The organism is Bradyrhizobium sp. 33ap4, from assembly GCF_032654765.1.
Lineage (GTDB): Bacteria > Pseudomonadota > Alphaproteobacteria > Rhizobiales > Xanthobacteraceae > Bradyrhizobium > Bradyrhizobium australafricanum.
In genome coordinates this window covers 40975-56277 of the sequence record NZ_JAUMTJ010000036.1, presented here as the reverse complement: position 1 = coordinate 56277, position 15303 = coordinate 40975, and the positions used below count along the sequence as shown (strand labels likewise).

Here is a 15303-nt window from a genome sequence, read left to right as displayed (position 1 = left end):
GACCGTGAAGGCACGTGTGACAGTGACATTGAAGTCGGGCATCCTCGATCCGCAGGGCAAGGCGATCGAGGGTGCGCTGAAATCGCTCGGCGTCGACGGCGTCGCCAGCGTTCGCCAGGGCAAGGTGTTCGACATCGAGCTCGCCGCGACCGACAAGGCCAAGGCGGAAGCGGCGCTGAAGGCCGCCGCCGACAAGTTGTTGGCGAATACCGTGATCGAGAATTATGCCATCGAACTGAAGGCGTAAGGGGCGAGCAAATGGCCGACGTGACGATGGAGCTGATGTTCGAAGTGATGAAATCGGTCCAGGCGCGTTTGGCTCAGGTCGACGGCAAGATCGATGAGTTGAAGCAGGAAATGCAGGCATCGCGAACGTCTCAGAATGGTATCCGCCAGGAAATTACCGGCGTGTTCCAGGAGATTTCCGGTATTCACGCGACGCTGGTTCGCCACGAAGGCCGTCTTGACCGCATAGAGACACGTCTCGAATTGAACGAAGTACCAACTCCATGAAATCAGCCGTCCTCGTCTTCCCCGGCATCAACCGCGAGCGCGACATGGCGCGCGCGCTCAAGCTCGCATCCGGCAATGAGACCGCGATGGTCTGGCACGCCGAGACCGCGCTGCCCAAAGGCACGGACCTCGTGGTGGTGCCCGGCGGCTTTTCCTATGGCGATTACCTGCGCTGCGGCGCGATCGCAGCGCGCGCGCCGGTGATGGACGCGGTGCGCGACTTCGCCGCCAAGGGCGGGCTCGTGCTCGGCGTCTGCAACGGCTTCCAGATCCTCTGCGAGTCGGGGCTGCTACCGGGCGTGCTGATGCGCAATGCCGGGCTGAAGTTCATCTGCCGCGACGTGCATATGCGCGTCGAGCGTTCCGACACGCCGTTCACCCGCGGCTACAATGCCGGCCAGGTGATCCGCGTGCCGGTGGCTCACGGCGAAGGCAATTACGAGGCGGACGAAGAGACGCTGAAGCGGCTCGAAGGCGACGGGCGGGTGCTGTACCGCTACTGCTCGCCGGAGGGCGTGGTCGACGAGGCCTCCAATCTGAACGGCGCCGCGCATTCGATCGCCGGCATCGTCAATGAGCGCGGCAACGTGCTCGGCATGATGCCGCATCCGGAAAACCACGTCGAAGAGATCATGGGCTGCACCGACGGCCGCGGCCTGTTCGCAGGCCTGGTCCAGCAGTTCGAAAAGGCGGCGTAATCACCATAGCGTTTTCGAGCGAAGTGGGGACCGGTTCGCGTGAAGAAAACGCGTCAGAATAAAATGCGGCGGTGGTGCGTTGCCGCGGCTGCGGCGCTTCTGCTTGCGACGTCGGCCTACGCCCAGGACTTCCCGAAGCGTCCGATCACGATGATCGTGCCGTTCACGGCCGGCGGCACCTCCGACGTGATCGCCCGCGCGGTCGCCGACCAGATGGGCACGGCGCTCGGCCAGAGCATCATCATCGAGAATGTCGGCGGCGCCGGCGGCTCGACCGCGCTCGCCCGCGCCGCGCGCGCCGAGCCGGACGGCTACACCATCGCGATCGGCAATGCCGGCACCAACGCCGCGACCTACACGATCTATCCGAAGCTGCCGTTTACGCCTGACTCCTTCGCGCCGATTGCCGTGGTCGCCAAGACCTTCGGCATCGTCGCGCTGCGCAAGGATTTTCCGGCCAAGGACCTCAAGGAATTCATCGACTACGCCAGGAAGAATCCGGGCAAGGTCAATCTCGGCCATGCCGGCGTGGGCTCCTCGAATTACCTGATCTGCAAGAGTTTTGTTCATGCCGCCGGCATCGACGTGCAGCTGGTCGGCTATCGCGGCGCGGCGCTTGCGCTGACGGACGCGATCGGCAGTCAGATCGACGGCGTCTGCGATGCCGCGGCCTCGGTGTCGCAGGCGATCGACGACAAGCTGGTGAAAGCGGTCGTCGTTGGCTCGACCGTGCGGCTGGCCTCGCTGCCGGAACTGCCGACCTCGGCCGAGGCCGGACTGCCCGAGTTCGAGGCGCAGGGCTGGAACGGCCTGTTCGCGCCGAAGGGCACACCGCCCGAGATCATCGCCAAGCTCAACGCCGCCGCGCGCACCGCGGTTGCGAGCGAGGCGGTGAAGAAGCGCTTCGCCGACCTGTCGACCGTCGCCCCCGACGCCAATGAGCTCGCGCCCGAGGCGCTGCAGCAGCTCGTGACCCGCGACGTCGCAAAATACCGCACGCTGCTGGCGGACGATAAGAAGTAGAGGGTCATCGTCGCTGCGTTGGCTCTGCCCTCGACGCGGTCGCCGAGGCGGCGAGCCTTGCGTCAGCCGCTCGCCAGACTGGCCTGAAATTTGCTGGTGATCTCCCGATCGATCAGGACGGGAGCGCATCATGCTCATTCGCAAGGCTCACCGCACGATTGCGTTCCTATGCGCGCTGCTGTGGTCGCATTGGGCGATGGCCGAGACCACGTTGCGCATCGCCATGACGGCGTCCGATATCCCGACGGCCACCGGGCTGCCGAATAACGGCTTCGAAGGCATGCGCTTTCTCGGTTATCCGATCTTTGAGGGTTTGGTGCTGTGGAATCTGAGCGGAACCGACCGCTTGGCGACTTTGCGTCCCGGACTCGCGGAGAAATGGGAACAGGACCCCGTCGACAACAAGACCTGGATTTTCCATCTGCGCCAGGGCGTCAAATTCCACGATGGTACCGATTTCAATGCCGATGCCGTGATCTGGAATCTCGATCGCTACTTCAACAGCGAGAGCCCGCAATTTGAGCCGCCGAGTTCGGCGATGTCGCGGGCGCGGGTCCCGGTGATGGGCAGCTACCGGAAGATCGATGACGCAACGGTGGCGATCTCGACGACGAAGCCGGCATCCTATTTTCCCTATATGGCGGTCTATCTTCTGTTCACCTCGCCCGCTTCATTCGAAAAGGCCGGCCGCGACTGGGCCAAGGTCGCGACGTTGCCGGCTGCCGGCACCGGGCCGTTCCGCATCACCAGGATTGTGCCGCGGCAAGAGGCAGATCTGGCGCGTTGGGACAAGTATTGGGACACGAGCAAGACAGCGAAGGTCGACAATGTCGTGTTGCTGCCGATCCCCGAGGCCAATTCGCGGCTGGCCGCCTTGCGTGCCGGCCAGGTCGACTGGATCGAAGTGCCGCCGGCCGATGGCGTCGACTCGCTGAAATCCGCCGGCTTCACCATTACCACCGGCTCCTATCCGCATGTCTGGCCGTGGTTCTACAACATCGGCGCCGCCAACAGCCCGTTCAAGGACGTCAGGGTTCGCCAGGCCCTGAACTACTGCATCGATCGGGACGGGCTGGTGTCCCTGCTCAACGGGACCGCAGAGCCGTCGGTCGGCTGGCTCAAGGCCAGCGATCCCGATTTCGGCGCGCCGGTCAATCACTACAAGTTCGATCCGACCAAGGGCAAGGCGCTGCTTGCCGAGGCGGGTTACACGTCGGCGAAGCCATTGGCGTTCAAGGTGCTGATCTCGAATTCAGGCTCGGGGCAGATGCTGCCCCTGCCGATGAACGAATTCCTGCAGCAGAACCTGAAGGAAGCCTGCGGGGTCGATGTGGAATTCGACGTCATCGAGTGGCAGGTGCTTCTGACGGCGGCCCGGGCCACGCCCGACAGCCCAACTTTGCGCGGCGCTATGGCGCTCAATATCAGCTCGCCTTCGTCGGACGCCGGCGTGATGGCGCGCTATTTCCTGGCCGCCAATTTTTCACCGAACGGTTTCAATTTCGAGCAATGGAAGGACGACGAGTTCGAAGCCGCACTCAAGACGATTTCGGAAGCGACCGATCCGAAAGTGATCTCGGCGGCTTACCGCAAGGCGCATGAGCGCCTCGTCGACGATCCGCCTTGGCTCTATATTGTCCACGATCTGAACCCTCGCGCGATGAGTCCGAAGGTGAAGGGTTTTGTGTCGCCCCAATCGTGGTTCGTCGACCTCACGCTGGTCAGCGTGCAATAAGCCGGGGTCCAGCATCGTCGCCTGCATGGCTGCGCCCGAGTGCGAGCGAAGCGGTGAAGAAGCGGTTCGTCGACCTGTCGACGGTCGTACCCGACGCCAATGAACTCGCGCGCCGAGGTGCTGCAGCAACTCGTGACCCGCGACGTTGCGAAGGACGACAAGAAGTAGCATTTCTGCGGCGTGCAACGCCCTGATGCGGACACAGTCCGCGACGAGCCTGAGTTCAGGTCTGATCGGGGAAAGCGGCCATGCGCCGTGTGATCTTGCGTTGCTGCGCCGGCATGGCGCTTGCTTGGCTGGTTGCCGGCCCAGTAGCCGGCGAACAGGCTACGTTGACTTATCCCCCCTGGACGAAGTTCTGCATAGCCGACACCTGCATTGTCGGGCGAGAGGGGCGATCGAAGATAGAGAACATAGACTGCGGGGCAGTCGTGGCAGCCGCGCTGATCGCGCGCACCGGAGATTCCAGGAAGACGTTGCGCGTTTTCTTGCCGACCCGGGTGATAGTCGAACGTGGTGTTCGGATCATTATCGATCAGGGACAAGCGATTGAGCGGCCCTACGCGGGCTGCTTTGCCTACGGTTGCACGGCTGACTACGACGCCGGACCGGAAATGGTCGATCAGCTCAAGCAAGCGCATGCGCTCACTCTGGAAGCCTTCGATAAGGCCAATTCGCCGATCAGCTTGACCGTGCCGCTCGCCGGATTCGCTGATGCCTACGATGGACCCGCACAAGAGACGAAGGTCATCGAGGAGGTGCTTTCGGCGGAGGAAAAGCAGGCGAGATCGGAGCGTGCGAAGCGCGCCGAAGAGGAGCGCAAAGCGCGCTGTGAAGCGAGATAGGCGACCGCAAATAGCGGGTCTGTCAGATTCGATGAGCAGCAGCTACAGCCTGCGCAGCCACCGTTTGACTGCTTCGCCCGGCACCGTCATCGCGGCGACGCCGGCCATGACCAGCACGAGGCCGAGCGCGAGATTCGACGGCACGGATTCCCCGAGCAGGATCACCGACAGCGCGACGCCGATCGGAATGCGAAGATAACCTTGCGCATTCGTCGTCAGCGTGCCGAGCCGCGTCAGGCACATGTAGAACAGCATCAGGCCGAACGCGCTGGAGAAGATGCCCATCACGACGGTGGCGACCAGCGCCTGCGGCGTCGGGTGCAGGGTCCAGGGATGGTCGACGATCAGGGCGACCGGCAGCAGCACGGTGCCGCCGAACAACAGCGAGCCGGCCGCCACGACCATCGGATCATAGTCCGACAGCCGAAGCCCGAAGATCGTGGCGCAGGCGAACGAGACGGTGGCGAGCAGGATCGCGATCTCGGCGAAGATCTCCTTGCCGAAGCCTGAGAGTGCGTCGAGGCCGATGATCGCGACCGTGCCGGCGAGGCCGAGGATCGCACCGACCAGCTTGAGCAGAGAGGCCGGCTCGTGTCGCGTGATCGCCCAGGTGATGAGGAAGGCGAAGATCGGCGTCGTCGAGGCCAGCACCACGGTGTTGGATGCCGGCACGTAAAGCTGCGCCCAGGTGATCACCAAAAACGGGATCGTGGAGTTGATGGTCTGCTGGAAGGCGAACAGCTTCCAGGCCTTGAGGTCGGTCGGGATGCGGATGCCGCGAATGCGCAGCACGATGAGGAGGAAGGCGGCGGCCACCAGCGAGCGCGCGGAAATGAAGGTGACCGGCGGGATCGAGCCGAGCCCGATCTTGGTGAGCGGGTAGGTCGAGCTCCAGCAGCACGCCAGCGCCAGCAGCAGCGCATAATCGCGCCAGCCGCGCGCGCCCGGCGCCGACGTGGACGAGGTGGGCACTTTCTCGGGAGCCGTCACGCCGCCCGTTTTCGCTGTGCTCTTCGGCACCTTGATTTGGCTCCCTTCGCGCATTGGCGCGCGAAGCAGCAATCTAGCGCGGCGGCGCGATGCAAGGCTAGGGTATTGAATTTACGCCGATATCCCGCTTGGAGGAATTGGCGGGCTGCGTCTGTGGGACTGAGGCTGGCGTCGTCCGGGTGCCAAATCCGACGCCTCCGGCGTATGCTACCGTTTTGTGACTTGGCCCACACACGGCTTGACCGGATTTCCTTCGGCCTGGTGCAGAACAGTGCCGGCAATTTCGTCACCCCCGACGCCGCATCGTTCCAGGCTGCGGCCTCGAGCGCGGACTGGATGGCGACGCAGGACTTCAACCTGGTCCTCACCAACGCTCCCGGCGAGGACGCATACCCGATCACGGCCAGGACTTTCGTCCTGATGCACAAGCAGCCGAAATCGCCCGACGGGTCGGCAACCGCGATCGACTTCCTGCGCTGGTCATTGCAGAGCGGCAAGCCGCAGGCTCAATTGCTCAACTACGTTCCCCTGCCGGCCACGCTGGTCGAGCAGATCGAGCAGTATTGGCAGCATAATTTCGAGGCGCTTACGGCGTCGGCGTCCGGAAAGCGGACTGATCGGTAGACCACGCGGATACGCTACTTAAATCCGATCACCATCGAATCCGGGCCAACGAGCGGTTCGACCCGCGTTCGGGAAAATCCGACGTCGCGCATCCAAGCCTGACAGTCTTCGCCTGTGTAGTCAAACCCACCGGCGGTTTCGATCAGCATATTCAAGCTCATCAGAAGCCCGAAAGCGTTTTCGCGGCGATCGTCATCGATGATGGCGTCATAAACAATGATTGCGCCACCTTTCGGAAGCGCATCGAATGCCTTGCCGAGAAGCGCCCGTTTCTTGGCAAGGTCCCAATCATGAAGGATGTGACCCATGATGATGACTTCAACCTCCGGCAGCGGGTCCTCGAAGAAGTTTCCTCCCCGAAACCGCACCCGATCCTCCAGCCCGCGCTGAGCGATAAATTCCTCGAACACCGGCTTGACCGCGGGAAGGTCGAAGCCGATGCCGGTGAGGTGCGGATGGTCGTGTGCGAGCGTGGCAGGCACCATGCCCTGAGCCGAACCGAGATCCATGAAAGTCTTGTACTCGCTCCAAGGGAACTTGCCGGCAATAGCATGCGCCGCACCCGCGCTTATTGCGCTCATCGCGGTCAGAAATCCCCGCAACCGATCCGGATCGGCATACAATGCCGCAAATAAGTCTTCTCCTCCGCCCTTGCCCTCGTTCTGCAATTCGCCGCTGCGCAGGGCCTCCGTGAGCGATCCCCAAAAGCCATAGAGCCGGGCATTCGCCATCTCCAGAATGCCTCCGATGTAGGATGGCTTGGCGCGATCGAGATACAGGTCCGTGTCCGGGGTGTTGCTGTAGATGCCGTTCTCGCGCTCAAGCAATCTGAGCGCCACCAGCGAATCGAGGAAGTCGCGGGCCGATCGCTGATGCAACGCAAGCGTCCTTTGCAGCGTCGGCAGGTCAGCGGGGCCATCGGCCAACGTACTGAACACGCCCAGTTCGACGGCGCTCAAGAGCGTTTTGGACGCCCAAAAGCCCATACCAATCTGCATAATATGTTCCGGTGTTGCCGCGCTCATGACTTGATCCCAATTGGTTGTCACTGCTGGTGCAGCCGGGTGAACATGTCGCCCCTGGTTCGGGCCTGGTGCGCCGGGAGGGTGGCAGGGGTTCACCACGGCGTCATTTCAAATAACGGCGAATAGATTTGATTTTGACACTTCCGTTCGGTGAACGCCAGTGGCGCAGGATTGGCGAGAACGAATCAGCGATGGACGCCGCTCCGGCGTCCATCGCGTGAGCTGTGCCTGAAATGCCGGACCATGCTCTAGCGCAGGACCTGGCCCAGCACCTCGCCGTCGACCTGCTGCGGTGCCGAACCGAGGATCCGCATGATGGTCGGCGCCACGTCGATATTGCGCATGTGCCGCACCACGGTGTCCTTGCGGATCTGCGGGCCCGCGGCGATGAACGTCGCGCTCATCACCGGAAGCTCGGGGTCGTGACCGTGGGCGCCATAGAAGTTCGGCATCGACAGCATGGTGGTTGCCGCGTTGAACGGTGCGTCGCCCTGGCGCGCGACCCCGGGGTTCTGGATGCCGTCGAAATTGTAGCCGGGCGCCATCAGCGCGAACACGTCGCCATAGTCCTGGCCGATGGTCTTGCTGATGCATTGTCCGGTTCCGGCGTCGCATTGCAGCGGCCGGGTCTCGACGACGGTGAAGATGCGCTGGTCCTTCAGTGAGTAGTTGAAGCGGGCATTGGGGTCGACCGCGTTCTTCACCGCGTCAGTGATCTGCGCCACCAGGGTGCGGTAGGTCGCCAGATCAACGGTGCCGCCGAGCTCGCGGTTCTGCAGGTTGACGTAGATGTCGGCGGCGGGGCCGGAGGTGCGGATCCCGACCTTGCTGGTGTCGATCCCGGCGTTGCGCAGGATGTTGGTGAGATTGACCGAGGTGTGGAACGGCGCGAAGCCGTGGTCCGACACCACGATCACGTTGCTGTCGCGGCCCGCCGCATCGGCGATCTGCTTCACCGCCTTGTCGGCCGTCTGGTAGGCGAAACGGATGTAGGACGCGTAGCGCTTGACCTTGGCAGCATCCTGGTTGGCGCCGATCGAATTCGGATCGGTCGGGGTGGTGCCCTGGCGGGGATCGGTCAGCAGGAACTGGTGCTCGGAGCCGTCGGGCTGCTCGATATAGACCATGACGAGGTCGGCGTCCGGATGGGTCTTGATCGCGCGCTCGCCGATATTGGCCTGGTAGCGCACGAAGGTCTTCACCATGTCCTCGAACATCGTCTCGATCTCGACGTCGGGGAAGCCCGTGAAGCCCGGGCTCAGCCGCTCCGGAATGCGGAAGTCGGCCTGCGGACGCCAGAACCCGATGTTGTTGTTGATGTCGTCGACGTCGGCGAGAACCGGCGTATTGCGCGGGATGTAATTGGCGCCGTAGCGGGCGAAGCGCACCACCGAGAGATCGGGAGACAGCGCAGAGACGAAGTACGCGGCACCAACCTTCGCCCCGCTGCCTTCAAAGAAGAACGGTGCGTTCTCGCCGCCGAACTTGACATAGGCCGGCCCGGTCGACGGCGCGTGGAACGGTCCTGCGGTGATGCCGCGGTTGGCATCGAAGAACACCAGCGTGTCGTAGTTCACCTTGCGATCGTTGGTGGTGTCGATCGCGGCGACGCGGATCGAATATTTGACGTCGAGCGTCGAGGCGTTGGTGCAGGTCGCGGTTGCCGCGGCCGAGCAGGAAAACGTCTCGATCGGTGCGGAGGTCACCATTACCGGGCTGAACGAGAAATGGCCGGCAGCCTGCAGCGCCGTCACGATGCTCGGGTCGGCCGTGAAGTCGCCTCGCGACAGCGAGAAGCCCTGGGCCCCGATGCCGCCGAACGCGCCGAACGGGACCGTGAAGTCGGTGATGCGGGTCGGCTGGGCCGGCTGCACCACGGTCTTGTTGATGGAGATGTCGGCGCCGTCGCCGCCTGGCCAGGTCGCCGTGACGACCTTCTTGCCCTGCTGGTGCAGCTGCACCCACAACGGCACCGCGGTCGGGTGTGGCGACGGCCCGAGCGGGTTCTCACTGTAGCCGCCGATCGGCGCCGCAAAGCCGCTGATACTGCCGGAGATCGGCCCGACGATCGGCTCGAACGTGTTCGAGGGGATGTCGTTGTGGACTGCCGTCGAACCGGTCGCGATCGCAATATGCGACACCGCGGTGAGCGACGGTGACGCCGTCACGTTCTGCAACGCCACCGCGCCGCGCCGGCTCAGCTGGGCGAGGCCGCCGTCGCGCGGCAGTACGCCTTCCTCGATGAATTTCTGGATGAAATCGGGCTTGGCACCGTCGAGCGAGATCATCACCACGCGCGGCTTGCGGCCGTGATGACCGCCGTCATGATCCTGATCGTGACCGCGAGCATCGCCAACGCCGCGATCACCATTATCGCCGTCTTGACCGGCGCGCGCCGGAGTTGCAGTCCACGCCAGCGATGCGACAAGCGACATCGCCGTCGTAACGGAAACGAACGTCTTCAATTTCATGAGAATGCCCCAACTTCGCTGCGCGAACGCACAAACGGAAACCGTTCAGCAATCTTCGGGGGCTTGCCTGACGCGCATGTGACGCGCGCGCGACGACGCAACGACAGCGCGTCGATACGTCACAACCGCAGTTCGCATTGCCTCACGCGAAGAACGCGCGTGAACACAACGCGCTAGAGCTGTGCTGTCGATTCAATCCGTGGCGATGTAACGGCTGGATGACGGCGTGCGTCCACAGACGTCACACGCTTTACGCCGTTGCCTGCGCCGGCGTCCTGCGCTTCACCCGCTTGATGGTGCCGGAGAAGGTGAACAGCGGCCGCTCCGCCGATGTCAGCATGCCCCGCACGAAGATCAGCGACATGCCGGCGCGGGTGACCTCGCCGGTGCACTCGATCAGGTCGCCCTCGCGGGCGGCGTCGAGGAATTCCGAGGCGAACGACACCGTGACGCCGGGGCCCTGCAGCACCGAGCCGGCGAGCGCGAACAGGCAGTAATCCGCGAAGGTCATGAAGCAGCCGCCGTGGACGTTGCCGGAGCCGTTGAGGTGCTTCTTGCCGACCCGGAACGCGCAGGTGATGCGGCCGTTCTCGTCCATACGGTGGTAGAACGGGCCGGTATGGGTCTCGAAATTGTCCCGGGTCCAGGTTCGCCAGCCGGCGAATTCGCCCTCGGTTTCGACGTGCAGGTCGGGGCGGCGGTTGAATGCGGTTTTGGCGAGCTCGTTCACGAAATATGGCCTTCAATTATCGGGTTCGGGTCCTTAAATCCGATCCATCCCCATTGTGCAAATCCCGGGACCAAATCCCGGGCCGCGGTCAGCTGCCGCAAAGCTCTGGACAGGCCGGAAATGGGCCCTAAAAGGCCTTTTCGCCCCCGTTCTATCTACCTATTAAGGGTCCCATGAACGCGCCCAAGAACGATGCCAAGAACGAGCCCCAAATCACCCCCGAACTCGTCGCCGCCCACGGGCTGAAGCCGGACGAGTACGAGCGCATCCTGAAGCTGATCGGGCGGGTTCCGACCTTCACCGAGCTCGGCATCTTCTCGGCGATGTGGAACGAGCACTGCTCGTACAAGTCGTCGCGCATCCATCTGCGCGGGCTGCCGACCAAGGCCCCCTGGGTGATCCAGGGTCCCGGCGAGAATGCCGGCGTGATCGACATCGGCGACGGGCAGGCCGTGGTCTTCAAGATGGAGAGCCACAATCACCCAAGCTACATCGAGCCCTACCAGGGCGCGACCACCGGCGTCGGCGGCATCCTGCGCGACGTCTTCACCATGGGCGCGCGCCCGATCGCCTGCCTGAACGCGCTGAGCTTCGGTGCGCCCGAGCATCCCAAGACCCGGCATCTGGTGTCCGGCGTGGTCGCGGGCGTCGGCGGCTACGGCAATTCCTTCGGTGTGCCGACGGTCGGCGGCCAGGTGCGTTTCCACACCCGCTACGACGGCAACATCCTGGTCAACGCGATGGCGGTCGGCCTCGCCGACGCCGACAAGATCTTCTACGCGGCGGCCTCCGGCGTGAACATGCCGATCGTCTATCTCGGCTCCAAGACCGGCCGCGACGGCATCCACGGCGCCTCGATGGCCTCGGCCGAATTCGACGACGCCTCCGAGGAGAAGCGCCCGACCGTGCAGGTCGGCGATCCCTTCGCCGAGAAGCTCTTGCTGGAAGCCTGCCTCGAGATCATGGAAAAGGGTTGCGTGATCGCGATCCAGGACATGGGCGCGGCTGGCCTGACCTGCTCGGCGGTCGAGATGGGCGCCAAGGGCGATCTCGGCGTCGAGCTCGACCTCAGCGCGGTGCCGACCCGCGAGACCGGGATGAGCGCCTACGAGATGATGCTCTCGGAGAGCCAGGAGCGCATGCTCATGGTGCTCAAGCCCGAGAAGGAAAAAGAGGCCGAGGCGATCTTCCGCAAATGGGGGCTCGATTTCGCCATCGTCGGCTACACCACGCCGACCAAGCGTTTCGTCGTCAAGCATGGCGGCGACGTGATGGCCGATCTGCCGATCAAGGAGCTCGGTGACGAGGCGCCGGTCTACGACCGTCCGCACGTCGCCTCGAATGCGCTGCCGGTGATCCGCGGGCAGGACGTCAAGCCGCCGCTCGGTATCGCGGATGCGCTGGAAAAGCTGATCGGCACGCCCGAATTGTGCTCGAAGCGCTGGGTGTGGGAGCAGTACGACCACGTCATCCTCGGCAATACCATGCAGCGTCCCGGCGGCGATGCGTCGGTGGTTCGCGTCGAGGACGGACCGAAGGGCCTTGCGCTCACCGTCGACGTCACGCCGCGCTATTGCGAGGCCGATCCGTTCGAGGGCGGCAAGCAGGCGGTCGCGGAAGCCTGGCGCAACATCACCGCGGTCGGCGGCCGGCCGCTCGCGATCACCGACAATCTCAACTTCGGCAATCCCGAGCGCCCCGAGATCATGGGCCAGTTCGTCGGCTGCCTGAAGGGCATTTCGGAGGCCTGCCGCACGTTGGATTTCCCGGTCGTGTCCGGCAACGTCTCGCTCTACAACGAGACCAACGGTCGCGGCATCCTGCCGACGCCCTCGATCGGCGGCGTCGGCCTGCTCGACGACTTCACCAAGTCCGCGACCCTGGCGTTCAAGGCGGCCGGCGAGGCGATCCTCCTGGTTGGCGACACGCAGGGCTGGCTCGGCCAGTCGGTCTATCTGCGCGACGTCTGCGGCCGCGAGGAGGGCGCTCCGCCTCCGGTCGATCTCGCTGCCGAGAAGCGCAATGGCGACGTGGTGCGCGGCATGATCCATGCCGGCACCGCGACCGCGGTGCACGACGTCTCCGACGGCGGTCTTTTGATCGCGCTCGCCGAGATGGCGATCGCCAGCGGCATCGGCGCGCAGCTCCTGGCCGCGCCGTCCTCGATCGTGCCGCATGCCTATTGGTACGGCGAGGATCAGGCCCGCTACATCGTCACCGTGCCGGCCGCCGACGCAGGCCTCGTGCTGGCCAAGATGAAGGGCGCCGGCGTGCCCTGCGCGCGCATCGGCACCACCGGCGGCGACGCGATTGCGGTGGCTGGGGAGTCGCCGGTTGCGGTCGAAAGCCTGTCGCGCGCCTTCGAGTACTGGCTGCCGAACTACATGCACGGCACTGCCGCCTGATCCGGCTGGATCAGGCGCCGCGAGCAACGATTCAATGGCGCGATGAACCCATCATCGCGCCATTTCTATTCCGAACGTGATCCCTTCGGATCATGCCTTATGTCGCGCCGCGGACCGCGCGCCAGGCAAAGATGATGATGCAGGCGCCGATGAAGCCGGCGACGAGATAGCTGAGCCAGCCTCCGCCGAGCGATACGCCGAGCAGACCCAACAGCCAGTTCGCCAGCGCGGCGCCGACAATGCCGAGGATGATATTCATGAAGATGCCGGTTCCGGATTTCATGAACATCTCGGCGAGCCAGCCCGCCAGTCCGCCGACGATGATGGCGGCGATCCATCCAACTTGAGGGTCGTTCATCTCAGGACTCCCTAGGGTCAAGCAGTCCGGCCAGCATACCTGAGAATCACCTGGCGGGATGTGACCAAAGGCAGGTTGTGCGCAACTTGTCGGCCACGAAAAATGCCGTCAGCCCCGCCGCTTGCGCCGTGCCCGGCGTTCGGCTGCGGTGATCAGGATGCGCGGGCCCGGCCCCTGGGCGCCGAGCTTGTCGTCGCAATTGCGCAGCGGGCAATCGGTCACCGACAGGCAGCCGCAGCCGATGCAGTTGAACAGCTTGTCGCGGAGGTCGGTGAGATCGTTGATGCGCTGCTCCAGCGTCTCGGTCCAGGCCCGCATCGCGCGCTCCCATTCGCGCACGGTCGGCGCGCGATCGAGCGGTATCGCGGCGAAGGTCTGCCTGATCTCCTCCAGCGGGATCCCGGCGCGCTGCGCGATCCTGATCACCGCGATCCGCCGCAGCACGCCGCGCATGTAGCGGCGCTGGTTGCCGCCGGTGCGCCGGCTCGCGATCAGTCCCTTGCTCTCGTAGAAGTGAAGGGTGGAGACGGCAAGTCCGCTGCGCCGCGCCACCTCGCCGACTGAAAGCTCCTGCGCAAGCGTCATTGCCCAAGCAATCCCGGATCAGAAGTCCTGCATTGGAAGTCTTGCATTAGAAGTCGTGCATTAGAAGACTTGCAAGCTGCCAGCCTTGACCTCAACCATACTTGAGGTTCTATATCAATTGCGGGCTTGCAGGGGCAAGCTTCCGGCCGACACGCCGGGGTTCGTTCTTGGAAGCAATATGCCGTCCGCATCATTTTCGTCGCGCCGCTGGCTCGGGCTTCGTGCCAGGCCGTTCGGCATTACCGTTCTGTTGCTCGCCTGTGCCGCGGCCGGCTTGTTTGCCTGGCGCGCAGGCGGATCCAGCGCCTCGGCCAAGCCCACCGCCGAAGCCCCGCCGACGCCGGTCGCGGCGATGGTGGTGCGGACCGAAACCCTGCCGCGGTCGATCGAGGCGATCGGCTCGCTGCAGGCGGTGCGGCAGGTGATTCTGGCGCCGGAGGTTGCCGGCCGCGTCACCGCGATCAATTTCGATGCCGGCATCGATGTCGCCGAGGGCGCGCCGCTGGTGCAGCTCTATGACGCGCCGCTGCGCGCCGCGCGTGCGGTTGCGGTCTCCAAGGGACGCTTCGCGCAATTGCAGGAGAAGCGTGCGCAGGGCCTCGCGCCGTCCGGCTTCGTGACCCAGGAGACGCTGCAGCAGCGGCAGGAAGATCTGAAGCAGGCCGACGCCTCGCTCGACCAGCTCGATGCGCAGATCGCGCAGATGACGATCCGCGCGCCGTTCGCGGGCCAGATCGGTCTGCGCAAGGTCAATCTCGGCCAATACGTCAATGCCGGCGATGCGCTCGCGACGCTGACCGCGCTCGACCAGCTCTATGCCAATTTCACCGTTCCGCAGCAGCGCCTGTCAAATCTGAAGGTGGGAAGCGCGGTGACGATCCGTACCGATGCTTTCCCCGATCGGGTGTTCGAGGCCAAGATCAACGCCATCGAGCCGCAGGTCGCCGAGGACACCCGCAATGTCCTCGTGCAAGCCCTGTTTCCTAATCCCGACCGGCTGCTGCGGCCGGGCCTCTTCGTGATGGTGAACGTCGTGCTGCCGCCGCAGGCCGACGCCATCGTGGTGCCGGTCACGGCGATCCAGACCAGCGCATCCGGCGAGAGCGTGCTGGTCGTGCGCGACAACAAGGCGGTCGGCGTCGCTGTCAAGACCGGGCAACGGATCGGCGAGCGTGTCGTGGTGGAGCAGGGGCTTGCGCCCGGCGATCACATCGTCACCGCGGGCCAGCTCCGCGTCATGCCCGGCGCGGCCGTCCAGACGACCATGGCGGAGACGCCGGAGAAGGGACGCTGACCCGCGA

The 15303-nt window shown here is 64.4% G+C and carries 15 protein-coding genes; 9 read left to right on the top strand and 6 right to left on the bottom strand.

The window, feature by feature from the left end:
- Window positions 1-4: 4 nt before the first annotated feature.
- The 6 genes from purS to Q2M23_RS26255 all read left to right on the top strand — a co-directional run bounded on the left by purS (window position 5) and on the right by Q2M23_RS26255 (window position 4814).
- Window positions 5-247, top strand: coding sequence for a phosphoribosylformylglycinamidine synthase subunit PurS (gene purS, locus Q2M23_RS26280; protein ID WP_057018386.1), 243 nt, complete (start codon window positions 5-7; stop codon window positions 245-247).
- 11 nt (window positions 248-258) lie between these two features.
- The gene (locus Q2M23_RS26275; protein ID WP_057018387.1) at window positions 259-513 is read left to right on the top strand and encodes a hypothetical protein; all 255 of its coding nucleotides are present in this window, start codon (window positions 259-261) and stop codon (window positions 511-513) included.
- Complete coding sequence (purQ, locus tag Q2M23_RS26270) at window positions 510-1211, top strand: phosphoribosylformylglycinamidine synthase subunit PurQ (RefSeq protein WP_057018388.1); 702 nt, start codon at window positions 510-512, stop codon at window positions 1209-1211. Before Q2M23_RS26275 ends, purQ begins: the two co-directional genes overlap by 4 nt.
- A 63-nt stretch (window positions 1212-1274) precedes the next feature.
- Window positions 1275-2234, top strand: coding sequence for a tripartite tricarboxylate transporter substrate binding protein BugD (locus Q2M23_RS26265; protein WP_168855089.1), 960 nt, complete (start codon window positions 1275-1277; stop codon window positions 2232-2234).
- Window positions 2235-2364: 130 nt separating this feature from the next.
- Window positions 2365-3969: an ABC transporter substrate-binding protein gene (locus Q2M23_RS26260; RefSeq protein ID WP_316397546.1), complete on the top strand. Its 1605-nt coding sequence runs from the start codon at window positions 2365-2367 to the stop codon at window positions 3967-3969.
- Window positions 3970-4217: 248 nt separating this feature from the next.
- The gene (locus Q2M23_RS26255; protein ID WP_083715041.1) at window positions 4218-4814 is read left to right on the top strand and encodes an invasion associated locus B family protein; all 597 of its coding nucleotides are present in this window, start codon (window positions 4218-4220) and stop codon (window positions 4812-4814) included.
- A 42-nt stretch (window positions 4815-4856) separates the two neighbouring features.
- Here Q2M23_RS26255 and Q2M23_RS26250 read toward each other — a convergent pair whose 3' ends face one another.
- A complete protein-coding gene (locus Q2M23_RS26250; protein ID WP_076828557.1) occupies window positions 4857-5834 on the bottom strand; it encodes a DMT family transporter in 978 nt (325 codons plus the stop codon).
- Between the two features lie 192 nt (window positions 5835-6026).
- Between Q2M23_RS26250 and Q2M23_RS26245 the strand changes: the two genes are divergently transcribed.
- Complete coding sequence (locus Q2M23_RS26245; protein WP_316397545.1) at window positions 6027-6428, top strand: substrate-binding domain-containing protein; 402 nt, start codon at window positions 6027-6029, stop codon at window positions 6426-6428.
- Between the two features lie 14 nt (window positions 6429-6442).
- Here Q2M23_RS26245 and Q2M23_RS26240 read toward each other — a convergent pair whose 3' ends face one another.
- The 3 genes from Q2M23_RS26240 to Q2M23_RS26230 all read right to left on the bottom strand — a co-directional run bounded on the left by Q2M23_RS26240 (window position 6443) and on the right by Q2M23_RS26230 (window position 10654).
- Window positions 6443-7453 (bottom strand): methyltransferase, encoded by a 1011-nt coding sequence (locus Q2M23_RS26240; protein ID WP_316397544.1) that lies wholly within the window; start codon window positions 7451-7453, stop codon window positions 6443-6445.
- A 248-nt stretch (window positions 7454-7701) separates the two neighbouring features.
- Entirely contained in the window at window positions 7702-9924 is a 2223-nt protein-coding gene (locus Q2M23_RS26235) for an alkaline phosphatase family protein (protein WP_316397543.1), read from the bottom strand.
- 250 nt (window positions 9925-10174) lie between these two features.
- Window positions 10175-10654 carry a PaaI family thioesterase gene (locus Q2M23_RS26230; RefSeq protein WP_092088532.1) on the bottom strand — a complete coding sequence of 160 codons (480 nt, stop codon included), beginning with the start codon at window positions 10652-10654 and terminating at the stop codon, window positions 10175-10177.
- Window positions 10655-10827: 173 nt separating this feature from the next.
- On the opposite strand from Q2M23_RS26230, the gene purL reads away from it, so the two are divergent.
- Window positions 10828-13059 (top strand): phosphoribosylformylglycinamidine synthase subunit PurL, encoded by a 2232-nt coding sequence (gene purL / locus Q2M23_RS26225; protein ID WP_316397542.1) that lies wholly within the window; start codon window positions 10828-10830, stop codon window positions 13057-13059.
- 97 nt (window positions 13060-13156) lie between these two features.
- Here purL and Q2M23_RS26220 read toward each other — a convergent pair whose 3' ends face one another.
- Window positions 13157-13417: a GlsB/YeaQ/YmgE family stress response membrane protein gene (locus Q2M23_RS26220; RefSeq protein WP_016843463.1), complete on the bottom strand. Its 261-nt coding sequence runs from the start codon at window positions 13415-13417 to the stop codon at window positions 13157-13159.
- Window positions 13418-13525: 108 nt separating this feature from the next.
- On the bottom strand, window positions 13526-14002 hold the full coding sequence (soxR, locus tag Q2M23_RS26215; protein WP_057018397.1) for a redox-sensitive transcriptional activator SoxR: 477 nt from the start codon (window positions 14000-14002) through the stop codon (window positions 13526-13528).
- Window positions 14003-14180: 178 nt separating this feature from the next.
- On the opposite strand from soxR, the gene Q2M23_RS26210 reads away from it, so the two are divergent.
- Window positions 14181-15296 (top strand): efflux RND transporter periplasmic adaptor subunit, encoded by a 1116-nt coding sequence (locus Q2M23_RS26210; RefSeq protein WP_316397541.1) that lies wholly within the window; start codon window positions 14181-14183, stop codon window positions 15294-15296.
- Window positions 15297-15303 lie beyond the last annotated feature (7 nt).